Annotated in this window: 17 protein-coding genes; 6 read left to right on the top strand and 11 right to left on the bottom strand. The window is 67.8% G+C overall.

The genetic code is table 11. The features are described 5' to 3' along the window. Window positions 1–25 precede the first annotated feature (25 nt). A complete protein-coding gene (locus ACZ56E_RS34440; RefSeq protein ID WP_471220357.1) occupies window positions 26–358 on the top strand; it encodes a hypothetical protein in 333 nt (110 codons plus the stop codon). A gap of 32 nt (window positions 359–390) precedes the next feature. Here the strand turns inward: ACZ56E_RS34440 and ACZ56E_RS34435 are convergent, their stop codons facing one another. The 8 genes from ACZ56E_RS34435 to ACZ56E_RS34400 all read right to left on the bottom strand — a co-directional run bounded on the left by ACZ56E_RS34435 (window position 391) and on the right by ACZ56E_RS34400 (window position 9,296). Then, entirely contained in the window at window positions 391–1,521 is a 1,131-nt protein-coding gene (locus ACZ56E_RS34435) for a serine hydrolase domain-containing protein (RefSeq protein ID WP_471220355.1), read from the bottom strand. Window positions 1,522–2,149: 628 nt separating this feature from the next. Next, window positions 2,150–2,359, bottom strand: coding sequence for a hypothetical protein (locus tag ACZ56E_RS34430; protein ID WP_471220353.1), 210 nt, complete (start codon window positions 2,357–2,359; stop codon window positions 2,150–2,152). Window positions 2,360–2,478: 119 nt separating this feature from the next. After that, the gene (locus tag ACZ56E_RS34425; protein WP_471220351.1) at window positions 2,479–3,144 is read right to left on the bottom strand and encodes a hypothetical protein; all 666 of its coding nucleotides are present in this window, start codon (window positions 3,142–3,144) and stop codon (window positions 2,479–2,481) included. After that, the gene (locus ACZ56E_RS34420) at window positions 3,128–3,781 is read right to left on the bottom strand and encodes a sigma-70 family RNA polymerase sigma factor (RefSeq protein WP_471220349.1); all 654 of its coding nucleotides are present in this window, start codon (window positions 3,779–3,781) and stop codon (window positions 3,128–3,130) included. The genes ACZ56E_RS34425 and ACZ56E_RS34420 overlap by 17 nt, the downstream gene beginning before the upstream one ends. Window positions 3,782–5,199: 1,418 nt before the next feature. After that, on the bottom strand, window positions 5,200–5,667 hold the full coding sequence (locus ACZ56E_RS34415) for a hypothetical protein (protein ID WP_471220347.1): 468 nt from the start codon (window positions 5,665–5,667) through the stop codon (window positions 5,200–5,202). 681 nt (window positions 5,668–6,348) lie between these two features. Beyond that, window positions 6,349–6,849 carry a hypothetical protein gene (locus ACZ56E_RS34410; protein WP_471220345.1) on the bottom strand — a complete coding sequence of 167 codons (501 nt, stop codon included), beginning with the start codon at window positions 6,847–6,849 and terminating at the stop codon, window positions 6,349–6,351. Between the two features lie 1,364 nt (window positions 6,850–8,213). Continuing rightward, the gene (locus tag ACZ56E_RS34405; RefSeq protein WP_471220343.1) at window positions 8,214–8,705 is read right to left on the bottom strand and encodes a hypothetical protein; all 492 of its coding nucleotides are present in this window, start codon (window positions 8,703–8,705) and stop codon (window positions 8,214–8,216) included. A gap of 66 nt (window positions 8,706–8,771) precedes the next feature. Then, window positions 8,772–9,296 carry a hypothetical protein gene (locus ACZ56E_RS34400; protein ID WP_471220341.1) on the bottom strand — a complete coding sequence of 175 codons (525 nt, stop codon included), beginning with the start codon at window positions 9,294–9,296 and terminating at the stop codon, window positions 8,772–8,774. Between the two features lie 181 nt (window positions 9,297–9,477). Between ACZ56E_RS34400 and ACZ56E_RS34395 the strand changes: the two genes are divergently transcribed. Then, a complete protein-coding gene (locus ACZ56E_RS34395) occupies window positions 9,478–10,014 on the top strand; it encodes a DUF4240 domain-containing protein (protein ID WP_471220339.1) in 537 nt (178 codons plus the stop codon). 252 nt (window positions 10,015–10,266) lie between these two features. Here ACZ56E_RS34395 and ACZ56E_RS34390 read toward each other — a convergent pair whose 3' ends face one another. Beyond that, window positions 10,267–10,542 carry a hypothetical protein gene (locus ACZ56E_RS34390; protein WP_471220337.1) on the bottom strand — a complete coding sequence of 92 codons (276 nt, stop codon included), beginning with the start codon at window positions 10,540–10,542 and terminating at the stop codon, window positions 10,267–10,269. A gap of 605 nt (window positions 10,543–11,147) precedes the next feature. Here ACZ56E_RS34390 and ACZ56E_RS34385 point away from each other — a divergent pair. Next, window positions 11,148–11,624 carry a hypothetical protein gene (locus ACZ56E_RS34385; protein WP_471220335.1) on the top strand — a complete coding sequence of 159 codons (477 nt, stop codon included), beginning with the start codon at window positions 11,148–11,150 and terminating at the stop codon, window positions 11,622–11,624. A gap of 1 nt (window position 11,625) precedes the next feature. On the opposite strand, the gene ACZ56E_RS34380 is transcribed toward ACZ56E_RS34385, so the two are convergent. After that, entirely contained in the window at window positions 11,626–12,837 is a 1,212-nt protein-coding gene (locus ACZ56E_RS34380; RefSeq protein ID WP_471220333.1) for an IS110 family RNA-guided transposase, read from the bottom strand. A gap of 15 nt (window positions 12,838–12,852) precedes the next feature. After that, entirely contained in the window at window positions 12,853–13,155 is a 303-nt protein-coding gene (locus tag ACZ56E_RS34375) for a transposase (RefSeq protein WP_471220671.1), read from the bottom strand. A 1,232-nt stretch (window positions 13,156–14,387) separates the two neighbouring features. Here ACZ56E_RS34375 and ACZ56E_RS34370 point away from each other — a divergent pair. The 3 genes from ACZ56E_RS34370 to ACZ56E_RS34360 are packed head-to-tail and all read left to right on the top strand — an operon-like array spanning window position 14,388 to window position 23,542. After that, window positions 14,388–17,666, top strand: coding sequence for a DUF6603 domain-containing protein (locus ACZ56E_RS34370; RefSeq protein ID WP_471220331.1), 3,279 nt, complete (start codon window positions 14,388–14,390; stop codon window positions 17,664–17,666). Window positions 17,667–17,672: 6 nt separating this feature from the next. Beyond that, window positions 17,673–19,901, top strand: coding sequence for a hypothetical protein (locus tag ACZ56E_RS34365; RefSeq protein WP_471220329.1), 2,229 nt, complete (start codon window positions 17,673–17,675; stop codon window positions 19,899–19,901). Beyond that, window positions 19,901–23,542, top strand: coding sequence for a hypothetical protein (locus ACZ56E_RS34360; RefSeq protein ID WP_471220327.1), 3,642 nt, complete (start codon window positions 19,901–19,903; stop codon window positions 23,540–23,542). Before ACZ56E_RS34365 ends, ACZ56E_RS34360 begins: the two co-directional genes overlap by 1 nt. The last annotated feature ends 6 nt before the right edge of the window (window positions 23,543–23,548 follow it).

The following is a 23,548-nucleotide window of genomic DNA, read 5'->3' as shown; positions in this document are numbered from 1 at the left end:
CACGCGGCCCGGGGAGAATGGCACGATGACCGTCACCGTCACGGACACCTACGGCACGAACGCCTATGCTGCCCAGCAACTGGCCGACCTCCTCGCCGAGCTGCTGCCAGCGGTATTTGCCGAGCGCGAGAGCGACTACTTCGGGGTCTACTTCCTCGCCACCCTGGCGGACACGACCCGCATCAAGGTCCAGTCGAACGCCATTCCTGGAGACGACGGCGAAGACGAACTCCTCGAGGACGACTACCCCGACGTGACTGTTCTCCTTATCGTCACCGCACCAGCCGGAGATCAGCTCCTGAGCACCGAACTTGCAGCAATCGACGGACTCACCCGGCTCAGGTCATCTGGAGAATGAAAAGCCGCCGATGCGCAGGTATTGACGTCCTCTCAGGAGGATGGGCAGAAGATGCTCTCCACGGCCTTGCCCAAGTCGAGCTGCACGGCGTTGGGCTTGACGCTCAGGGTGAACGACAACGCGAGCTGGCGACGTCCGTCCGCCGAGTAGAAGGTCATGGCCACGGAGCCTGGGGCCGAACCGCCTGTGACGGAGAAGTCATCGCTGCAACTGCTGTTGCTGTTGTTGCCTCGGAGATGTGCGGCGGTCGGCCGGTCGGTCAGGATTCGCTGCAGTTCTGGCGGCAGCAGCTTGCCCTGGGAGAACGCCCGGTTGAAGGTGCTCACGTCGTGCGCGGTGGAGACGACCCCGCCGGCCCCTGCCCCCGCGAGGCCGGCGTTGTACCGGTCCACGTCGCGCGGCCTGCCATCGGTGTCGGGGTAGTAGCCGTGGCCGTGCGGCCCCTTGACGCCGTCCGGCGGCTTGACCATCAGGTAGCTCCTGGTCATCCCGAGCGGCTCGAAGAGGCGCGTGCGCAGCTCGGTGGCCAGATCATGGCCGGTCACCCTCTCGATGATCATGCCGAGAAGGGTGTAATTGGTGTTGGAGTAGGTCCACTTCTCGCCCGGCTCCCCGGTCCGGGGCCGATCACGGCTCCACCGCACCAGATCCAGCGGCCGGTAGGGGGTCGTAAAGTCGAACACGTCGAACGAGGGGTCTCCCTCGCTCCCGTCCGGGTTCGGCTTCTCGGCGTACCAGTCGGGAATGCCGGAGGTGTGCCGGATCATCTGCCGTACAGTGATCTCGTCGGCCCGCGTCACCAGGCCCTTCTCCGCCACCTCCGGCAGCAGGTCACCGAGCTTGTCATCCACCCCCAACTCGCCCTTTTCGACGAGTTTCAGTACCACGGTGGCCACCATCTGCTTGGTCTGTGACCAGATCCGGAAGCGGGCGTTCGCGGGGATCCTCCCGCCCTCCCCGTCCAGCAGCCGGGAGCCTGCACTGCCCAGACCGAGGGACTTCCCGTCGGTGTAGGCCCCGCCCACGACTCCGACAACCCCGGGAATCTGGGCCAGCTCCTCCATCGCCTTCTGCACGTTCCCACCACTTTGCGCCGGGACGGCGGTGCCGGTGGCGGGCCCGGCATGGGCCACCATCAGCATGGCGACACCGGCGGCCAGCACGGCCTTCCTCAGCCCCCAACGAGCGTTCCCAGATAACACGGCACATGCCCCTTCGTAAGCACCTTCCCGAAGCCGGAGCACAATGCCCTCGGCACGGCCCTCTGTGGTCCGTACCTCCATGGAAACAGGGGACAGTTACGGTGACGTACGCGTTTCTCGATACGTCGGTACCGAGGGCCGCTAGTGGGCGGAGCACCGTGCGAAGCGCGGTTCAGTACACGGCGCACAGTCGGCGTCGGAGCGGGCACCGGGTCGTCCCAGGCATCGAAGAGCACCGGGTCCGATGCGGGCCAGGCGCAACACGCGGGACTCCGAACGCCTCATGTCCTAGGCCGAAGCCCATATCCAGTGGGCCTTCATCACCCTCATGACCCGCCGGCTCGCCCGCCAGCACCGCCGCTCCGCGGCGGTGCTGGCGCAGGAACAGCTCACGGCAGCCGCCTGACTCCTGCCGTTCGGCCGTCTGTCATCGACGCCAAACCGAACGGCAACCAGGATCACCTTCCCAGATCATGCCCGTGACCTGCGCAAAGGGATGTGACACAGCTTCTGAGCTGGTCGCGTTCGGTGATGCTTTCGGAGCGTCTGGTGGTCTTGCCAACGTCGGATCCAGTGGGGCCCGGGCGGCTCAGCGGTGGGTGAGCCAGAAGACGATGAGAGTGATCAGGCCGCTGCCGCTGCCGAAGCAGATACCGCGCAGCAGCTGGCTGAGTGCGGTACGGCGGCGGGCGCGGGCCCAGCCGCGGAGGCGGCGGCCGCGGTAGGTGAGCGCGCAGCCGACAGCGGCGCCGGTGTCTCGGACGTGGTGTACAGCGCGGCGCCAGGGGCTAGTCTGCATGGTGGATGTCCTTCGCTGCTTGTGAGTTGGTGGGGGATGTCGTGCGATGCGAGGAGCCCTGCGTCCCGTTGGCCTAGGAAACCGGGGGCGCGTGCTGGGGCTCCTTGCTGCTGTCCGGGTCAGGCGCGGGTGAGCTCGCGCAGAGCCTGGGCCAGGCGCCGGTCCGGGCGGGGCACGATCATGCAAGGGGCGCCGTCGTCGGCGAGGCGGTCGACTTCCATCTCCAAGCCGCCGGTGAGCGGCGCGGCGCTGTCGGGGCGGGGATAGACGTAGCGGGCGATCGCCTCGACCGTGTCGAAGAAGCCGTCGTCGAGCCTGTCTCCGAGGTCGTAGAGGACCTGGTGCAGCCAGTGGGCGGCTTCGCGCTGCTCGCCCAGAGAGGTGTGCTGCAGGTGGAGGCAGTACGCGGAGGCGCGGTGGCCGGCGCCCGCGGCCAGCTGCCACCAGAATTGTGCGGATTCGGGGTGCTGTCCGGTCAGGTGAAGGAGCGAGGCGAACACGGCGGCCCCCTCGACGTCGAGGTTGTCCTCCTCGACCGGCACGTCAGGGTCACCTTGGGCGAGCCGGTCGACGTGATGGGCGGCGTGCGGAGCGTTGAGGATCCACCGGGCGATCACCGTCAGCCGCCGCCCGGCCTGAGCCGCGCGCCGGGAGTCCATGGTGGACCTGGCCTTGTCCCGGCCGGCGTCGGCGGCCAGCTTCCTGAGCGCCGCCCCGACGTCGAACCTGCTGGGCGTGCGCACCGGCATGGCGCCCTCGGCCAGCACATCATCGAGCGTCTTCATCGCTTCCCCTGTTCTCCTTGGCGTTCTTGGCCGGGGCGGCCTTCTTGCGGCGGTCCTGCTCGGCGGGCAAGTCCAGCAGCACGCGCAGGCGTTCACGGCCCTTGCGGATGTGGTAGTCCACGGTCCGCGGATCCAGCCCCATGTAGCAGGCGATGCGCGTCACCGGGTAGTTGAGGACGTACCGCAGCACGATCACGTTGTACTGGGGCGTCGGCAGCTCCAACATCGCCTCATACAGCCCGGTGTTGCTCGGCGCGAGCTCCATCTCGGCGCGGACCGCGGCCCGGTTGCGCGATATCGGGGCGTTGATGACGAACGCCGGCGGCCGCTTCTCCGCCTCCAGGCGCTCACGCACGTGACGGCTCCGGACCGCCATCGCACGCTGCTCGAGGTCGGCCTCGGACAGCAGCTCATCCCATGTCGCCAGTATCTCCAGGAACACGTCATGCACCACCAGTTCGGCGGCGCTGCGGTGACCGAGGTGGAGTTCGGCGAAGGCGTGGAAGAACTCCTGCTGGGCCAGGAAGAAGCCCTCGAAGTCGATCGGCAGCTTGCTGCGGGGCGCAGCGGGCGGGTCGGAACGGCGCTGGAGCGGCACCCCGAACGCATCCGTCAGCGCGTGATCGTCATTGCTCACGCGGGTCTCACAGTGGTCATCACACGTCCCTGTACGTACGGAAGTTGGTGCACGCGTGTCCCACCGGGGCGCTCACCAGTGAGCCGGGCGGCTCTACGACCACCTTGTCGAGAATCGGGGCCGCTCACTCAACGCGACCCGGAAAAATGTGACGGCGTGATCATGCGCCACTGCCGAACGTGTTCACGAAGGGTGCGCATCAGTCCAGAATGACGCCGTGAGCAGCCGAGGTGAACGGCCGTTTACGGATGCGTGAAGGGTTCCCGCCAGTAAGTGGCGTGCATCACACGGAAGTTGCGCCAAGTCGGGCAGCGGCCACGCAAAACCCATGCGCCGAACGCTCATACTGCGCGACCAAGACGGCAGGAGTGGCGACCCTCGATGCCGCGCGTCAGCTGGCCGCCAAGTACGCCAAAAGATCAATGGAGAACCGCACGGGTGGTCACGTGCACGCCAGCCTGGCGAGATGCGTGAAACAGATCCCGCACAGGGCGAGGCCAATCGACGGGTCCCAAGACGTCTTCGTGGCGGAGTCGCGCAGCAGGCCGCCGTCAACTGGGCGAACTCCCGCAGGCCTTCGGCCAGGGCGACCGGAGCCTCGTGCCGTCCAGGCGGGCGCCGAGCAGGACCAGGACGCACGAGTGGGCCGGAACTTCGGGTGTATCCCGTCGGCCAGACGTAGGCGTAGTCGCGGTCGGACAGATCCCGGGCCTGGTCACCCGCTACGACAAGACCGCCCCCATCTACCTCGCAGGGATCTTCTTCTGGTCGGGCAGATGACCCGGAGGTGTGGCTAATCTGCCCGGTCGAGCGTGACTTCGACGTCGATCGGAGCAGACCGCCACATCGCGCTGAGGAGCGGATCCTGGTCGATGAAAAGGCGTGTCCCGGCGAGCACATCCGCTCTGGGCTCACCGATGGCAGCGTGATCGAAGCCGCTGTCTCCGCCACCGCTGATGTGCAGGTCCGCCCAGGCGGGGTCCTCGGCGAAGCATGCCTGGAACTCAACCTTCCAGTACTGGGGCTGCCCGTAGGGGCCCTGCCGATCGCCCGTCCTCGTTGACCGCCGGCAGTCGCCCAAGAGACAGCGCGGGCCGGTTGCAGGTCCAGTCCCAGACGCCCCACTCAACGATGAAGCCGTCCCCGTCGTCCTCAGGCCCCTCAATGCCCTCGACCGGTACCTGCACGAACTCCTCAAAGGCAGCCCACGCCGCAGGCACCAGCGGCGACGCCATGCCGACCCAGTATGTGCTCGAACGCTGCGGCGCTGGACCGCCAGGAGATGGACACGCCGCCAGGCTAGCTGCACCGATCGCCCCCTTCAGGCTGGCGACAGAGGCTCCCGCTTCGCGATCCGAAGGAAGCAGCCTAAATCGACTCTAAACACCGCCCCTTGCTGTTGAACATTGTTGTGCGGGTCAAGGCGCCAGCGCGGTGGCCACCTGAGCCAGGCGATCGGCTGACAAGGCCGAGAGGTTGGTGGGGTTGCGGAAGGAGTACTCGCCATCGTTCACGGGGAATCCGCGCCCGGCTGCCGTCCAGCGCGCGGGTCCGGGTGCTCCTTGATCCTCCAGGAGAGCAGCGGCGAGTAGCTCGGGGTCTTCCACGCTCGTGCGGGCACATAGCGCACCCGCCAGGCGGCCAACAGCGTCGTCGGGTAGTGCAGCATCGCCGAACGCGGGCAGCAGGAGCAACAGACGGGAGTGGGGATCGGTGGTGCTGCCGCCGGGCAGCATGTTGTCCGCGGCTGCCACGAGTTCAGGCCAGGACAGACCCGGGCCCATGAAGTGCCCGTCATCCCGAGCGAGGACCTCGGCCTGGCCCCAGTCGGGGTGGTGGAGGAGGTAGTCGGTTCCGGTGCCGTCTGCAACTGTCCGGTAGACCACGTGAAGACGGTGATCAGCAGCGAGCGGAACCGTGAATGCCGGCACTCCGCCCGCTCCCACAGCTGCCGCTGGAAGTCACCGGCCGCGTCATAGTCCGCGCCGAACAGCAGTTCCTCGGCCTCCTCGCTCTGGACACACGAGGACAGGCGCCCCAGCCAGAAGAGCGGCTCGCCCAAGAGCCCGACCTGGTACGTGAGGGGACCGCCGCCGTAACCCGGTATCTGGGCAGGATGCAGGTCTGCACTGTTCATCACGCAGGACATCATGCCGCCCTGGCTCCGTGTCCTGGAGCCCGGGCGCACCAGCCGTTCAGGCAGCCCTTAGGCGTGGCTCTCGATGCCGTCACTTCACCCGCCGCATCACGCCTGAGCGTCCCCGCGTGGAGTTTGGCGACGGCGCCGCCGAGAGCGAGCAGGCCACGGCGACAACCCTCGACCTGCTCGCCCGTGCGGGCGAAGGTGAAGATCCTTCACCCGGAGTGGGACGACACCGACGTACAGGATGAGGTCGCCGCGATTCTGCGGGAGACCGGCGCCGCAGACGCGCCAGATCCAGGGGGTACGTACCCGCTCGCCGCGTAAAGCAGGTGTGGCCGTACATTGCGCCGCTCAGGATGCCTGGGCCATGTTCGTGACCACGGGGCACCGGGTGATGTTTTCTTGGTCCGCCCCACCGCATCCGTTAGGGCATTCCGGCTGAGGCCCATGTTTCAGTGTCCACATTCCAGTGGAACATCACGCTGTCGCCCGTTGGGTCGATGCCTGTAAGGAGCCATTGTCCGTTCACCCAGAAGAGACTCGGTATGGGTGGCGTCCGCATGTCAGGAGTGGGCGCATCGTGGAGAACGAGGAGCTGAGCGATTGCCTCCGCTGGCACGCCAGCGTTGAGCGTTACTGTCCAACCGCGTGAACTCTCCAGACGCACCGACTGCATGATCACCCGGTTTGTATCGCCTTCCCTTGCCTGTTCCTCTCCAAGCTCCTTCCGCAGGAAGCGCCGCAAGGCACGCTGCGTGCTCTCATCGATCTTCTGAGCTAATCGCCCGCCGAAGTGCTGAGAGATCGCCTGCACGAACGGAGCCAGGGCCATGCCTGTGGTCACGCTGACTACCAATTCGAGGTTGCCGGCGTTGTGTTGAGTCACCGTCCGACGAGGCGCCGACGGCGTGTGCTCATCTGTCATTGATCCCTCCCCTCGACAAGAGTTGCAGTGCTGGGCCCAAATCGTCAGCAACTTACCGAAATCCCTGGGGGCGAGTATGCCGATCCACCCAGGCATGGTTGAGCCCCTTGCTGAGCGGACCCGCGACCTGTACGCACAGGCCGAGAGAGCGAGCAGAACACGGCGACCACCCTCGACCTGCTCGCCCGCACAGGTGCCGTGTCGACGTCGACGAAGGTGAAGATCCTTCACCCGGAGTGGGACGACGTAGACGTGCAGGCCGAGGTCGCCGCGATCCTTCGAGAGACCGGCGCAATGGTGCCTGATCCTGTCGGACCTATCCCAGTTGATCAACGGACAGTCCGGGGCTTCACCGTTCAGACCCTCCAGACACCGTGAATCCACTCGCTACGGGCTGGGTCCCAGCGCGATGCTGCAAGCCGTCCTTGGCACGCACCCTGCGCCCACCATGTGTCGCTAGCCGCGTCCCATTCCACTGAGGCGGCACCAAGGTCGTAATGATCTTCCAAGGCTGCGTAGTCAAGCTCTACGAGTCGGACCAGTGTCTCTGCGGGAATATCCGCGTTCACGGACACCACAATGTGATTGCGTGTGAGAACCAGGGGCCGGGGCCGTGCTCTGAACCAGCGCGACGGATCTCACCGCGCACGAGCCCACGGAGCCGCATACGTGTCCAAGGGTCGACGGCATTGGTGAATCTCGTCCCCAGCGTCGCAGCCACCGCCTGAACGAACGGCATGAGAGTTGCCGTGGCTAGGACTAGCAGCACGTCATGGGTCTGATCCAGGGGATGGTTCCCAGAGAACCGCTGCAAGGCTGCTTCCGGGTCATCTTCTGCAAAGGCAAGCATGGGTTGCCGCGCGGCCGGCACCGGCCAGACCCTGGCCGAGGGCCGATGGCAAACAGCCTGTCCGGCCTTGTCCACGATGAAGAGGCGGTTGGCAACGGGACATCCCGCAGGGCTTCACGGAGGGCCCTTACAGCCGCTTCATATGCATGCCAGCTATCGGCGTCGACTCGTTTGGGCACCAAAGCCCCCTCCACGCAACGGCTTTCATCATGCCGCATCGGGGAGGGGGTAGCCCATGCCGATTCATCCCGGCATGCTGGAACCCCTCGCCGACCGCACCCGTTGCGCATGGTCAGCCGGCCTGTTCGACATCGAGCACCACGAGCAGGCCACCGAGTGCTGCGCAGACGATCCAGCACCGTCCCCGCAGCACCGGCGTCGGCCGCTGCCATCGGCCCGGCGCCACGCTCGCGCTCGTCGGCCACGGAGTCGATGAGCGCGAGCGCCTCCTCATGGACTTCGTCCGGCATCGCGGCCAGCGCCTCGTCGGCCGTGCGCGTGAACTCCACCCGCTTCACCCAGGCCCCCTCGTGATCGTAGGAGCAGCACGGTAGAGCCGACCTCCAGGGAACGTGCGTTCCTGTGGATAAGCGGTACGTGTAGGTTCCTGCCGGGGGTGCCTATGGACCGGGACTGGGACGACGATCGCGACTACCGGGAGGCCGTCGACCGCGCGAAGCACCTGACGGGGGTCGCCTGGCGCATCATCGGGTGGGTGACTGGACTCACCGCTCTTGCGCAGCAGTGCCGGATCAGTGGACGGTTTCTCCCAGGTCAGCGAGTACCGGCGCAGCACATGCCGGCGGTAGCGCACGTCGGGCAGCAGCCCGTAGCTCATCTGCGGGTCGGCGACCGGCATGCCCTGCGGGCCACGCGCGCGACGCCGTACCTTCGTGATCCGCACGATCGGGGCAGCCGCGATCAACGCCGCCCACTCCGTCACGCTCGCCTCGCGGGCCAGACCGACCACAACCAGGGTGCCGCCAGGCCGCAGCAGCTCACGCATGCGGACGAGTGCCGCTTCGAATGGGCCGGCCGCGGCGGGCGGGGAGGTTGGCGCTGGCCTGGTCCGTCAGGGGTACCACTGATCGCCCTGCGGCCAGTGCCTATCCCACTCGCGTGACGTCGGGTTCCAAAAAACGTCGACAATCTCCCCGTCCTTGATGCTGACGGCGTGCCATCGGTCGGAGATCCAGCGGACGGTTGCAGGTACGTTCCCAAGCCCGTCCAGCCCCGAGAAGTCGATCTGAGGGAGCGCGGTCAAGGCATCGACCGGTGTCCAGGAGCTGATCTCGATCCGGGAACCGTTTTCCGAGGTGACCTTCAGGGTGGAGGGCTCAACCTCGGTGTCGAGGCTGGCACTCCTGTGCAAAATCGCGGGCTTGGGGACACGGCGCAAAAGCGGCGTCAGGGCCTGTCGTATGCGCTCGCCCAAGTCGGTTCCGAGCTGGCTGGCTATCGCTGTGACGAAAGGAGTGATCGTGACGGTGACCAGCACCTCAGGCACCGCGGGATTTCTGCCCTGGGCGCTGAGCTTGGCGACTTCCGCACTTTCCTCTGCCTGGGAGCAGTATTTTGTGAGCTTGTCCTGCAACATGCATCCCCCGTTCGCACGGCAGCTTTTCCCGTGAGTCTTTCCTAACCTGAGCGCCTCGCGGTGAACCCCGTCCGGGGGGGGCCGGTTTCGGCATTGGTGGAGGCCGCGATGGAGGCGCTCACAGGGTCGGTCGGGCCCGCGACCGGCCCGATGTCAGTACCAGGTGGCAGGCTCTGCCTCCATGAACAAGCAGCAGTTCTGGCAGCTCGTTGAGGCAGCCCGCAATCAGGCGTCCAACCCGAATGACGGCGAAGCGGTTGCTCGCGAGGCGACCTCGCTGCTGGCCTCCCGGCCGGTCGAGGAGATCGTCGCAGCTGAGCGGGTTCTGTGGGACCTGATGGTCGACTCCTACACCAATCCTCTGTGGGCCGCTGCTTACATCGCCAACGGTGGATGCTCTGACGACGGCTTCGACTACTTCCGCGGCTGGCTGATCGCTCAGGGCCGTCAAGTCTTCGAGCGCGTAGTCACTGATCCCGATGCCCTGGCAGAACTGCCCATCGTTCGAGCCTCCGCAGCCGACGGTGTCGACCTGGAGGGTGAGGACATGCTGGGCATCGCCTGGGACGCACACATCTCGGCGACCGGTCATCAACTCCCCGCGAGCCCACCCACCCTCCGCTACCGGGAGCTGGAGCCCACCTGGAACTTCGATTTCGATGACCACGACGAAATGACTCGCCGACTGCCCCGCTTGGCAGCTCTCTACCTGGAGTAAACGGAAGCTCGCCATCACAAGACAAGGTCAAGCAGGCGCGAGGCACCGTGGCTCCCCTTCTGCCGGGCCTCGCGCGAAGTGCCCTCCGGGTGGCCGGACGACGGCAGTTGCCCCGCCGCCAGGGCTCGCGACGTTCTGTCCTCCCCGCCCCGCCCCAGCGGGTGAACCACTCGGGGGCTGCCCCGTCCATCAGAGCTAACACCCCCCTGCCAAGGAAGCCGAAAGACGTCCCTGACCGGCGGCCGCGCCCGCTCAGGCCCGAGCGGCCGACGCCGTTTCCACCTCCGCGAGATGCTTCCTGTAGGCCGGGCCGACGCGCAGGAGGCCGTGCATCTGCACCAGCCAGCCAGTCTGCGTGAGACGCCCGAGCGCCTGAGCCACCGGCGTGCCGTCCTGCCACCCCAGGAGAACGGCAAGTTCCTGCGCGGTGGGCGGGCGCCCCTTGGACCTCTCGAACTGAGCGGCGCGAGAACAGATCATCGGGCCCTTGCCGCGCACCACACCCCACAACCGCCGACGCAGCCTCATCTGCGCAGACAACGTCGACCATCCCGGGCCGCGCCTGGCTCGCCGGGATCGTCTCGGCCGCTCCAGGATCGGGCGCATCCGCGAATCTGTCCCGTGCCGAGGGAACCAGGGACCCGGCAGCGGGGCCGACCGGCTCGCTCTGCGGGCCGCGGTCCGGCCGCGGCTGATAGCCGGCCACGCGCACGCTCAGCGGCGCGTGCAGGACATCGGTTGCTCCGTGGACTCCGAGCAGGCCGCTGTCGGCCAGACCCTGTCTGACCTTCACAGCCGTACGCACTCCGATGAAGTCACCGTTGGGCATCGAGAGCCGGCCGATGTCGCGGTAGCTGACGGCCCGGTGCGCGGCCGAGGCCCAGGCCAGGTGGGCGAATGCCCGCAGTTCCAGCGGGGACATCCTGCTGACTACGGCCGGTGCCAGTGCTTCCTTGCGAGGTGCCACGTCGTCCTCTCTCAGATGAGGGTCAGCTGCTCGGCGGGCGGCGTATGCCCGGGCCAGCATCATGCACGGCAGCGCGGTGCCCGTAGGGGGCGAGCCGGGGGCCCCTATGTCTTTGGTTAAGGGAAACGCGAGTGCATTGGGTCGGCGAGCTGGGCAATATGGCGGGGTGGCTGACCTGCTGTGGGATGACGTGAGTTCCTTCTTCGACCCGGACTTGATGGGGGCGTTGCCGGACATGCGTGTTCCTGATGCCTCGGTGGAGGACTGGCAGGCAGTTGTCGATCTTGTCGCGGAGAAGGGATGGAAGTGCCAGTATTCCGGGGGAGAGGCAGTGCTCCCGGCGCCCCGGGCGGAGGCCGTGCTGTCCTGTCCGGCGGACGCCGAGTGCCCGAATCTGCGGGTCTGGCCGACTGCCGATGTGTTGGCGATCTTCCGGTTCTATGCTGACGATGAACTCGACTTCGACGTCGACCTGCGGGAGTTGCAAGGCCAGGATCGACTTGATGTGTTCTGTGGCTTCCTCCGAGCGATTGGACGACGGCTGGCCAAGCCCGTGCTGATGGACCCTGAAGGCCACCATGGCCACCCAGTGCTCGGCTTCGATGTTGAGGCCGATCGAGTCGTTCTCCTCACAGACCCGTAGGTCAGGTGACCGAGGCAGACGGTCGGGGTTCGTAGAAGGTTCCGTCGCGGAGTATGGCGAACAGCACGTCGGCCCGGCGTCGGGCGAGGCAGAGCAGGGCTTGGGTGTGGTGCTTCCCTTGGGCGATCTTCGTGTCGTAGTAGGCCCGCGATGCCGGGTCGCCCGTAGTGGCGAACGCGGAGAGGAAGAAGGCCCGTTTGAGCTGCTTGTTTCCCCGTCTGGAGGACTGTTCGCCGCGGGTCGATGAGCCCAAGCTGCGGGTCGCGGGGGCGAGGCCGACGCCGACGTAGGCGGCGAGGTGGCCGGCGGTCGGGAAGTTACTGCCGTCACCGACCTCGATCAGGATCCTGGCTCCAGTCCTGACGCCGACTCCTGGCATCGACGTCAGGGCCTCGGAAAGAGGGTGTGCCTCCAGGAGTTCCTCGATCCGCCCGGCCAGCAGCTTGCGCCGGTCCATGACGGCCGTGAGCGAGGCGGCGAGGCTAGGGACGTCCAGCGCGGCCGCCTCCGTCCCTGGGACGGTGACGGTCTGCTCGTCCAACGCGGCGAAGATTTCCTCGACCAGCCGTTCGGCCATCCCGGGGGCCTTCGGCCGTAACAGGGTGACCAACCGCCGACGGCCGGCCTTGCGTATCTGGTCCGGTGACCCGAACTGCTCCAGCAGCGCGAGGACGGCTGGGTGCTGCAACCGCGGACCCAGCACCCGTTCCAGCGACGGATGAATCTGGGTCAGCAGATCGTGCAGCCGGTTCGCGCCCCAGGTTGCTTCCCCTGCGAGATCGTCGTCGAACCCGATGATCATCTCCAGCTCCGCGATCGTCTCGTCCTCGCCGTCGATCGTCCGCAGCGTGTGCGGCATCCCGCGGGCCGCGTCCGTGATGATGAACGCGTCCCTCGCGTCCGTCTGCGCCTCACCTGGATAGAGGTCGGCGATCCGCCGCATCGTCAGACCCGGCAGATAGGCGACCGGGCAGTCCATGTCGCGGGCGAGCGCCAGAGGAAGAGCCCCGATCGAGGCCGGCTGATCGACCACGACCAGCACTGTTCCGTGCTTGGCCTGCAGCTTGGCGAACAGCTCGCGGAGCTTGGGCTCGGTGTTGGGAAGCCGCTTGTCGAACGCCTTCTTCCCGGCCTGGGTGACGGCGGTGGCGTGGTGTTCGCCCTTGCCGACGTCCAGGCCGAGGAAGACGTCGATGCCGCCGGTGTCGATCATGTGCAGGCCCCTCCATCACGCTTTCGTCCGGCCTTGCCAGGGCACTGAGCAGACACCAAACTCGATGTCGCCCGCCGCGTCCGCTTTCGCCTGCGTGGCCCGCAGCATCCGGTCGAACGTCCCGTCCGCCGCCCACCTGCGAAAGCGCGTAGGGAGCGTGGCCCACGGTCCGTAACGCTCGGGCACGTCCCGCCAGGCTGTCCCGGTCCGGAACTTCCACACGATCCCGTTCAGGACCCTGCGGTCGTCCAGCCGCTTCCGCCCCAGCAAGGACTCGGGCAGCAACGGCCGGACAAACTCCGACTCGGCATCGGGCAGTCGCCCGAGTTGAACAGGGCTGTTGTCCGGTTGAGGTTGGTGATGCTCTCAGACAACGAACCCCGCAGCGCGATGGCGTCGTCCCCGGCGACGCCACTCATTGACTGGACCCCGCAGTGACTGAGGTTGATCCCGAACCGGCCGGCCCTCATCGAGCCACGAGGCGACGCAGTCAGTCCGGGCGTGTGGGTAAGTGGTACAGGTGGCGGAACGCGAAACAATCAGCTGTTCTAACCCGCACCCCGCTCTGCTGGAGTTCGTGACGCATTCGGGCGGTCCCCTTCATCTGACAGTTTCCAACACTCCCGGTTACTCTCGTGTCTACGATGTCATCAGGGTTGGAAATGCCCTTTACTTCACGGGCATCGATCTAGCGTCGTCGACACAGGAGCCGTGTTTTTGCATCTATGTCACCATGAGGGAAAAGTCGGGCGCCCCGCAGAGCGTAACTTGAGTGTGTCGTTCTACGTGGCGGGGGCCACTTCGAATTCCAGCGATTTCCATCGCAAGTTAGTCGATAAGCTGCCGACCGCCGATGTCCCGCCGGCAAGGCGCGGCCAGCGAACCCACCATCCGACGGATGCTCCAGAACGTCGACGCCGCCCACACTTGCTGCGCCGCCGGTGCCTACCTGGTGGAACAGCGTCACACGCGCACTGCGTCCTGGCGGTCAAGGCCAAGCGGGCAGCCCTGCTCGCCCGTGTCCAGTCAGCTCTGTCACCCGCGGTCCCCGAAGTGGGGGAGCAGGTCCACACCGAGCGTTCCCATGGTCGGATTACCCGCCCGTCGGTCTGGACCGCCCCGCTACCTGACCAACTGACTTTGACGCTGCCCTGGGGGTACATGGCTGAATCCCGCAATTCTGTCATTCATTCAGGATGGTGGATCGCGAAGTGAAGCGGACAGCGGACTCGGTCGTCAGCAAATGTGCTGGCCGAATCGATTCTCGGAACGGCCCTTCGCTCAAGCGTCCGCTTTCGGTGGCGCGTAAAATATCCTAAATCCCCTCACATGCGTGAAATCATGTTTGGCGGGAAAGAGGTGCCCATTTTCAGGTTCCTGGCCGGTGTTTTCCAGACGTGATGGCCGAATGGCTATACCATGCGCACACTCCTTATTGATGTTTCCGTGCCCCTCGCCTATTTTATTTTCCGTAACGGCACATAACGGCACAGGGGCCCCGCATTTCCGCGGGCGCCTCAACCAACCGTGTCCACAGGCGGGGGTCACCCATGGCGCTGACGGTCGACGAACTAGTTGCACTCTTCCCGGCGGGGGGTGCCGGTACGTTCGAGCTCGACACCGGGCGGCTCGGGCTGACCGGCGAGTCCGAGGCCCTGGAGCACCTGCCCAGCGGCATTCTGACCCTCACTCAGGCGACTGCCGACAGCACCGCTCTGACAGTGACCGGCAAAGTCACTTTGGCCGGTGAGGAGATGCCGGCCAGTGCCCGGTTCTTCGCCACCGGCACGGCGGTCGACGCGCTGCTCTTCGAGGCGAGCCCGGCGACCTGGCTGCTCCAGACCGCCGTCGCCCGCGTCGACTTGTCCGGACTGTCCGGCGGCCGGTCACTGCGGGTCCTGCTGGCCGCCGGACAGGCCGCGGCCGCGGCCGGACGGTGCCCCGGCAACGGGCCCTGGGTGGGCTTCCAGCTCGGCGGGGCAGTCGCCGAACCGCTGGAGTTCCGCGCCGAACTGCGCAAGGAGTCCATCGGCACGGCCCAGCCCCTCGACGGACCGCCGCTGCTGATCACCCCGCTGCTCGAAGCCCTCGGCGAGTACGGCGTGGAACTGCCCGGACCGCTGGTCGACTGGCTGGAGCGGGTCCAGCTGCACCAGCACCCGATGGGCAAGATGGACAACCTGATGGTCACCGCCGAAGCGCCGGTGGACCATGGCACCGGCGCGAACCCGGTGGAACTGCTGGTGCTGCGGACCACGGCGCTCGGCCGCACCGGCCAGGACGGCAAACCCAAGGCCACCACCGTCGCCATGGTCCGGGTCCGCACGGACTGGGGCGGTTCCGGGCTGCCGGTGGTCGGACCGATGATCGGCAACGGGCTGCTGTCCCTGCCCGCGCTCCAGATCATGTACGTCTCCGAGAACCTCAGCGCCGAAGACGTCATCAAGATCAACCGGGTCGTCACGGAGTACAACCTCGGCCCGCTCCAGCAGTTGCCGGTGGTGAACGCGGCAGCTGGGGTCCCGCTGGGCAAGAAGGTGAGTGCGGCGGTCTACCTGGCGGTCATGGGCAAGCCGACCCCGGCGCTGGTGATCACCGTCCCGCCGAAGTTCGGACCGGATCCGCAGAGCCCGGAGAAGCCGAAGCTCGAATACGAGTTTGTGATCGGCAAGCAGTTCGGTCCGGTCTACCTCTCGTCGATCGTATTCCGCTACGACTTCAAAAAGGGCCTGCTGATCGAGCTTCAGGGCCAGGTCACGATCGGTTCTCTCACCTGGCAGGTCGCCGGACTCGGCTTCTACGTCGGCATGAGCGGCGGCTTCCCGCTGCTGCCTTTCCTGCACGGCATGAACATCGAAGCCACCGCCGCCGACGGGCTCATCGGCTTCAAGGGCGGACTGCTCAACAAGACACCTGACGACCCCACCCTCGACTTCGAACTCGCCGGACTGATCCTGGTCCAGGCGATGGCGGTCGAACTCGGCGCCCAGGCCGTGTGGGCACGCAGCGTCGAAGGCTGGCACTCAGTCTTCATCTACGGTGAGATCTCCCTCCTCGGTGGCGCCTCAGTCTTCGGCCCGCCGCCCTTCACCGTCACCGGCTTCTCCGCCGGATTCGGGATCAACAGCTCCTTCAAGAAGGTCCCCACCGGCGCCGAGATCGCCGAATTCCCTCTGGTGGCACGGCTGGACGCGGCCCAGGCCCTGCCCGGCCTGCCGGCCCCGACGCCGTACACCCCCGAGGACGCGCTCAAGGCCCTGACCGGACCCACCGGCTGGATCCGCCCCACCGAGGGCCAGTACTGGGTCGCCGCCGGGGTGAAGTTCACCAGTTTCGGCTTCATCGAGACCAAGGCCCTCGCCGTCATCGAATTCGGCGACTCCGTCAAGGCCATGCTGCTCGGCCGCACCTCCGTCAGCCTGCCGCGGACCCTCAACCCGAGCGCCCGGGCCATCGCCAGGGTGAACATCGGTCTGAGCCTCGGCTTCAGCTCCGCCGAGCACTGCCTGTCCATGGACGTGGCCCTGCTGCCCGGCAGCTATGTGCTCGATCCGTCGATCGAACTCACCGGTGGCATTGCCGTCTATGTCTGGACCGGCGGAGGCCGCGCCGGGGACTTCGCCATCAGCCTCGGCGGCTACCACCCCGACTACAACGTCCCCGCCCACTACCCCCGGCCCAAGCGACTCGGGTTCGTGTGGTCCCCGGCCAGCGACATCACCGTGCGGGCCGAGGCCTACGCCGCGATCACCCCCGCCGCGCTCATGTTCGGCGGGCGCCTGGCCGCCGTCTACGACAAGGGCATCTTCTCCGCGTGGTTCACCGCACACCTCGAGGTGCTGGTCCAGTGGAAGCCCTTCTACCTCGATCTCCGGCTCGGTATCAGCATCGGTGTCGCGGCCACCATCAAGGTCTGGTTCGTCCGGGTCCGCATCTCCGTCGAGGTCGGCATCGACCTCCACCTGTGGCTGCCGCCCTTCGGGGGCCGGGCCACCGTCAAACTCTGGTTCATCTCCTTCAGCTTCGGCTTCGGCTCCTCCCGCGACAACACCCCCACCGTGGACTGGCCCGAGTTCCGCACCCAGATCCCCGCACCCGCCCGGGTCATCCCCAACGAGGGCCTGCTCGCCGACGCCGACCAAGGCGAGATCGCCCGGCGAGAGGCCACCAAGGAACCGACCCTCGTCTCCTCGGCCGGATTCACCTTCACTACCGAATCCGGCATCCCCGCCTCGCACCTGTACATCAATGAACGGCTGATCAAGCAGTCCGATGAGGGGAGCATCGACATCCGCCCCATGCGGAAGACCGGTGTCACCTCCGCCCACGGGGTCACCATCACCAAGGACGGCACGACCTTCCACCCCACCGACCATCACTGGGTGGTCAAGCCGGTCACCGGCACGGTCGCCCCCGGCCTGTGGGGCAAGCCCCTGGCCAAACCCGGTGATGCGCTCGACGGCGACCAGCTGCTCGAAAACCGCCTCACCGGACTGAGGATCACCCTCCCCACGCCGGACTACGGCACCGACACCGGGCCCGTCACCTCGAAGGCGCTGTCGTACGAAGGACTCCCGGACGGGCGCATGCCCCTGCGCGTGTCCGACCCCGCCGGGCCCGAGCCGCGGGCCGACGACCAGAGCGTCCGGATCATCGTCGACACCGTCGCCGCCCCCACCGTCAAGGCCCGCCGTACCGCCGTGCTCAGCACCCTCGCCCGGCTCGGCGCGGGGCCCGGCGCCGACAGCGACAGTCCGCTCACCGGCTACGCCGCACTCGCCGGCCGCAGCCTGACCACCCCGCCCCTGACCACCACCGCGACGAGGTGACCGGCCGTGCCCGCTGAACCGGATCTGCGCATCCACTTCCTCGACCACCTGATCCCGCGTGCCACCCCCGGCGACTACCGGGTCGTGGTCAAGAACACCCTCAGCGACCCCGGCGGCGAACTGGACGCCCAGGACAAGCTGCTCCCTTCCGAGGAGACCTTCGAGATCAAGGCCGTCCGCTTCGTGCTCAGCGAAGCGTCCGTCCACGCCTACTACCCGCCGCGCGAGAGCACCGGCGCCTACACCAGGACCCTGCCGCACATCACGCTCAGCCGGTCGATCCTGCCCTGGGAACGCAACCTCGCCGGAACCCGCGCCGAGCAGCCCCCGGCCCGCCCGCCCTGGCTCGCCCTGCTCGTCTTCGGCGAGAACGAACTGCCCGACGACCCCGCCGCGTCCGGGAACACCGTGCTGCGCACCGTCGAGGAGCTCCGCAACCCTGCCGAGGCGGGGGTCAAGGGCCCGAACCTGCCGTCCGGCGGTGTCGACGAGACTGAGGCTCGGAGCAAGTGCCAGACCATCGACGTCCCGGCGGACCTCTTCAACGCGGTCGCCCCGCGCGACGACGAGATGTACTACCTCGCCCACGTCCGCAAGGTCGTCGACGCGAACAAGACCCGGGCCGACGGCGAAGTCCTCGAAGAAGGGGAGTACGCGGTCGTCAACGCCAACCGCTTCCCCCACAACCCCGGTAACTACGCCGTCCACCTCGTCTCCCTCGAAGGCTTCGAGGGCCGCCTGTCCGGCACCCTGCCCGGCGGCACCACCGCCGTCCGCCTGTGCTCGCTGCACAGCTGGAGCTTCACCAGCAGCGAAGGGCCCGCCGCCGACCCCGGAGCGCTGCTGGAGAACCTCGTCGCCCCCGGCGCCGCGGACCCCGAAGACCTCGCCCTGCGCCTGCCGGTGACCGCACCGGTCACCGACGACACCGAGGACGACTACGTCCGCGACCGCCTCGCCCTCGGCTACACCGCCGTCCCGCAGCTGACCTTCTCCGGCGAACGCACCTTCGCCTGGTACCGCGGCCCGGCCACGCCGGTCACCGCTTTCGACGTGCCCACCGAGCACAGCCCCGGCCCGCACACCACCTCCGACCACGCGCTCATCTACGAGCCCGAGCACGGGATCTTCGACGTCAGCTATGCCGTCGCCTGGACTCTCGGTCGCACCATCGGCCTGGCCGACCCCGAATACACCACCGCCGTCGGCCGGGCCCGCCGCGAACTCGCCAACCGGGCGACGACACTGATGGCGCTGGCCGGTGATCCGGCGCGGGCCTCGGTCGACCCGGATGTCCCGCCCGCCCTCGGCGCGCTGCGCGAACTCGCTTCCGCAGGCTTCCGCGAGCGGCTCAGCTCCGGGCTCACGAGCCCGCAGCTCCCGGACGACGCCGGACGCAGGACACCGCAGTTGAGAATGACACGTGCACAGTCAAGGTCCGTGCTCGCGGAAGAACGCGCCGTCTCCCTGCTGCGGACCACCGCGGAACGCAACGCCGAGACCATCGCCGCCTGGCAGGCCCGCCTCGGCCTGCTCCAGGGCGTGCCGTTCCACCACCTCGTGCCCGACCCGCGCATGCTGCCCCTGGAATCCCTGCGGATGTTCCGCCTCGACCACGGCTGGCTGGACGCGCTCGTCGCCGGAGCCGCCGACGTCGGCGTGCACACCTCCGTCGACAGCCGCCTCGCCCCCGAACTCAACCGGGCCACCGCCCGGTCGGGCAACACGAAGCGGGCCGCCGGCGGGCTGCTCATCCACTCCGAACTCATCCCCGCCTGGCTGGACATCAAGGTCAACGCCTACCTCGAGGACGGCACCGTCCTCACCGAACTGCGCCGCGCCAAACCGGACAAGAGGATCCTGCTCGTCCTCTGGGACGGCGTTCCCGACAAGGTCGTCATCCGCGAACCGGGACAGGGCATCCACTACGGCATCGACGCCGGGAACCGCCTCGGCCTGCGCAGCCTGGCCACCGACCCGCCGATCGGCACCCCGCTGGAGACCTACTACCCCGCCACCGGCAGCCTTTTCGACCTCCACCTGCGCTCCGACCCGGACACCGGACCCGCGGTGCTTCAGATGTTCGGCACCGGCGGCCTGGTGCCCGCCCTGGCCCGGGAATTCGGGCTCACCGACCTGGACCCCGGACAACTGGCCCTGGAACTCGTCAATGCCCCGCTGGAACAGGAAATCCTCAGCCCCACCGGCACCCCTGCCCGGACGGAGACCGCCTGATGAGCGCCACGGACCTGATCGTCCCCGTCAAGGTGAACGCCCTTGTCGTCAACCGGCTGACCCGCACCGCCGAGACGTTCAACCGGTGGACGCCGAACTTCGACGCCATGATCGAGGAGGGCGCGGGCGCGGAGCCGCCCCCCGGCGTCGGCACCGAGACCATGGGCCCGGACAGCGAAGGCGTCTACGTCCACTGGCAGCTGCCCGAGGCGCTGGCCAACGGGCACTACGACCAGACGACAGGGGAGACGACCTTCCCCTTCGTCCCCAACCGCTGGCTGGTCGTGCGCTACAGCACCACAGCGGCGGCGGCGGACCGCAAGGCCGTCGGGTGGATCGTGCAGAGCGACTACCTGGAGAGCCGCCCGGTCCAGGACGCCGACGGCAACGACGTCTACGGCACCACCAAGCACCCGAACCCCGATTCGCCGGAGGGCGCTCCGCTGGAGCTGACCTTCCTCGGCCGCCGCCACGACCTCACCCAGGCGCCTTGGACCGAACCACCTGCCCAGAAGCCGCACCTGACCGCGGCCGGGCCCGGGCTGCCCGGCTTCGCGGCCTACCAGCCGTACAACAAAGACGTGTTCTCGATCCACGACACCCTTGAGGACCTCAAAGGCGACCTGGACAACTACCCACCCGACGCGACGCTGAGCTACTTCGTCGTCGGCTGGTACAGCGACGACGCACTCGACTACCTCAACCGCGCCGCGTCCGTGCCCGGCCTGCTCCCGCCGGGCGCGGGCGGGACGGCCGACCTCCTCGAAGCCCTCGGCTGGGACACCCCCGAAGACACCGCCGCCGAAGCCCTTGACCGCACCCTCTACAGCGGCTCGGCGCTGGGAGTCGACTGGCAGCGCGAAGGTGCCACCTATGAGTCCGAAAAACCGAGCAACATCGAGCTCAGCAAGATCCTCACGCTGGGCAGCAGCAGCGCCGAAGCCCTCGGCCGGCTGGCCGCCCGCCAGACCCGGTCCGCGCGCACCGGGGACCTCGTACGCTCGCTCTTCCACGGCACCCTCGAAACACTCGACACCGCCGACGGCCAAGAGGACCTCGACACCCTCACCCATCACTCCTGGTTCTCCGGCTCCGACGGCGGCCATGTGTGGCAGGTGACCGCGCGCCCCGTCGAAGGCGACGACGAGCTGCCGCCCCCGCCGCCGGAACCCGGGTGGCTGACCGAACTCAACGATGTCCAACGGCAGTACGACGACCTCACGCCCAGGCTCCGCCGCTCTCAGCAGCGCCTGTGGAACATCTGGTGGCTGCGCAACAAGCCGGTTCCCGCGTTCACCCCTGAGCACCCCGCAGGGTTCGACGCCGCAGCTGATGTCCAACTCAACGAGAGCGATGCGACGAGTTTGGCCGGGCGGACCAAGGCCTTGCTCGGCGAACAGTTCGTGCTGTTGAGGCAACTGCCCACCGGAGGCACCCCGGAGGAACTCGCGGCCGACATCGGGAAGTACGCGACCGAACGCGGACTCGACCCGCGCTACCAACTGGAGCGCACCGCCCGCGAGTCCTACTACCGCCCCGCCGACCCGGTCGTGCTCATCAAGGACACCGGCGCCAAGGAACCCCTCACCCGGGACACCCCGCTGCCCTGCCGCCTTCCCGAGGCCCTGATCACCCGGATCACCGTCGACGGCAAAACCTACGACCGGCCCACCACTCCGCCCAGCCCGGGACTGGCCGGACTTCCCGACGCCTGCACCCCGCTGCTCGCCGAGTTCGCCCTCCTGGACCAGGTGGCCCGGGTCCCCGGCGCTCTCGACGCGGCTCTCGCGGACCCCGCCGCCGTCGCCGGGCCCGTCCCCGAGTACACCGCGCCGTGGCGGCAGCCCTGGTTGCCCATGCACCTCGAATACGAACTGAAGTACTGCCCCACGCCCTTCCAGGCCGGCGACACCACCTACTGGAGCTTCAACGGCAGCCGCTACGAATGGTCCGGCCGAGGAGCCCAACCCGGCAGCGGCGAAGCGAACTTGCGGTGGCTCACCTTCAAGAACCGGGCGTTCCTCACCCCGAGTGCGCCGTTCGTCCTGCAGAAGCAGATCGACCGCTACCTCGACACCTACTCCGGCGCCCCCACCGAAGGCCTGCTCGCCCTGCGCGAGGAACTCGGCGACCCCGGAATGCTCTCCCAGCGCCTCGACGGTTTCCACGACTGGCTCGTCCAGCAGGACGGCACCGCCAGGACCACCGTGCACGTCCCCGAGGCCACCGCCAGGCTCGTCGGCGACATCCAGAGCGTCCCGGAAGGCGGCCCGCTCGAACCGCCCGCCGACGACCCCGGAACACCGTTCCAGCCGGTCCGCGCCGGCCAGTTCACCTTCCACGACCTGCGCATCGTCGACCGCTTCGGCCGCACCTACGACATCGTCAACAGCGGCAACCACGAACAGGTCTCCCTCACCCTCGCCGAGAGCGTTGCCCCTGACCGCGTCCTGCACGAAGACCTCATCGGCACGGCCCGCTTCGTCCAGCTCGGCCCGCGTCTCCTCCAGGGCGCCCGCGTCCGGCTGGAGACCGTACGCGCCGTGGACGGACAGCGGCTCTCGCCGATGGCCCGCGCGGCCACGACGGAAAACCCCCTGGCCGGCTGGCTGCTGCTCAACCATCTCGACCAGACCCTCGTCGTCCACGGCCCCGACGGCGTCTCCCTCGGCGAACTCCGCGTCGTCAAGGACATCGACGGCACGGACGACAGCGTGTGGCTACCGCTCCCCGGCTCGCCCCATCCCGACGTCGACGCCCAGGAGTTCGAGGACGCCATGCCGCACCTGGCCCGGTTCGTCCGCACCCTGAAGGACAAACCCGCCACCGCACTCACCGGTCTGCTCGCCACCATCGACCAGACCCTCGACACCATCCTCGACGACGCGGCCCAGGAGGACGGCTCTCCGCTGCGGCTCATCGGCCGCCCGCTCGCACTGGTGCGCGCCGATCTGGGCGTCGAGCTCGAAGGGCCGCTGCTGAGCAACCCGAGCTGGGACCAGGTACTGGGGGAGTCGGAGGAGGAGTACGACGGCTACCGCTGGCCGGTCCGGCTCGGCAACGAGAAGCGGCTCGGCGACGGCCTCATCGGATACTTCGCCGGGGCGACCGGGCCCGACCAGGAGACCTCATACGAACTCTTCCACGCGGTCATGCCGCAGGGCGGCGGGGGCTACCTGACCCCGATCGACAAAGGCCACGGCCTGGCCGTGCCCGCCCGCACCCCGGACCAGCCGGTGACGCACCACCTGACGCTGCTGATGGATCCGTACGCGGCGGTGCATGCCACCACGGACATCCTCCCGGTGACCAAGGTGCAGCTGCCCGACGACCTGGTGTCCGAGGCGATGCGGCGGATCCGGGCGTCTTTCCGGCTCGGCCCACTGCTCGCGGCCGAGCGGGTCGACAAGGCCGAGGAAGCCCGGCGGGCACGGGCGGGGGAGGAGCCGACGGAGGCAGGTGTGGTGCTACCGCAGCCCGCGTCGTGGCACGGAGCGTGGAGTTGGGCTGAGCCGCGCGGATCGGAGACCGAGTGGGTGGAGCTGCCGATCGTTCCGGCTGATTCCGCGGCGCACTTCGGGGATCCGCAGGCGGAGGCCCGGTACGGATACCTGCTGCTCGACGCAACCGAAACATCCTGAACCTCC

The sequence above is a fragment of the Streptomyces sp. NPDC039480 genome (assembly GCF_055597165.1).
Note: the sequence above shows the minus strand (reverse complement) of the source record. Positions and strands in the feature narration are given on the sequence as shown.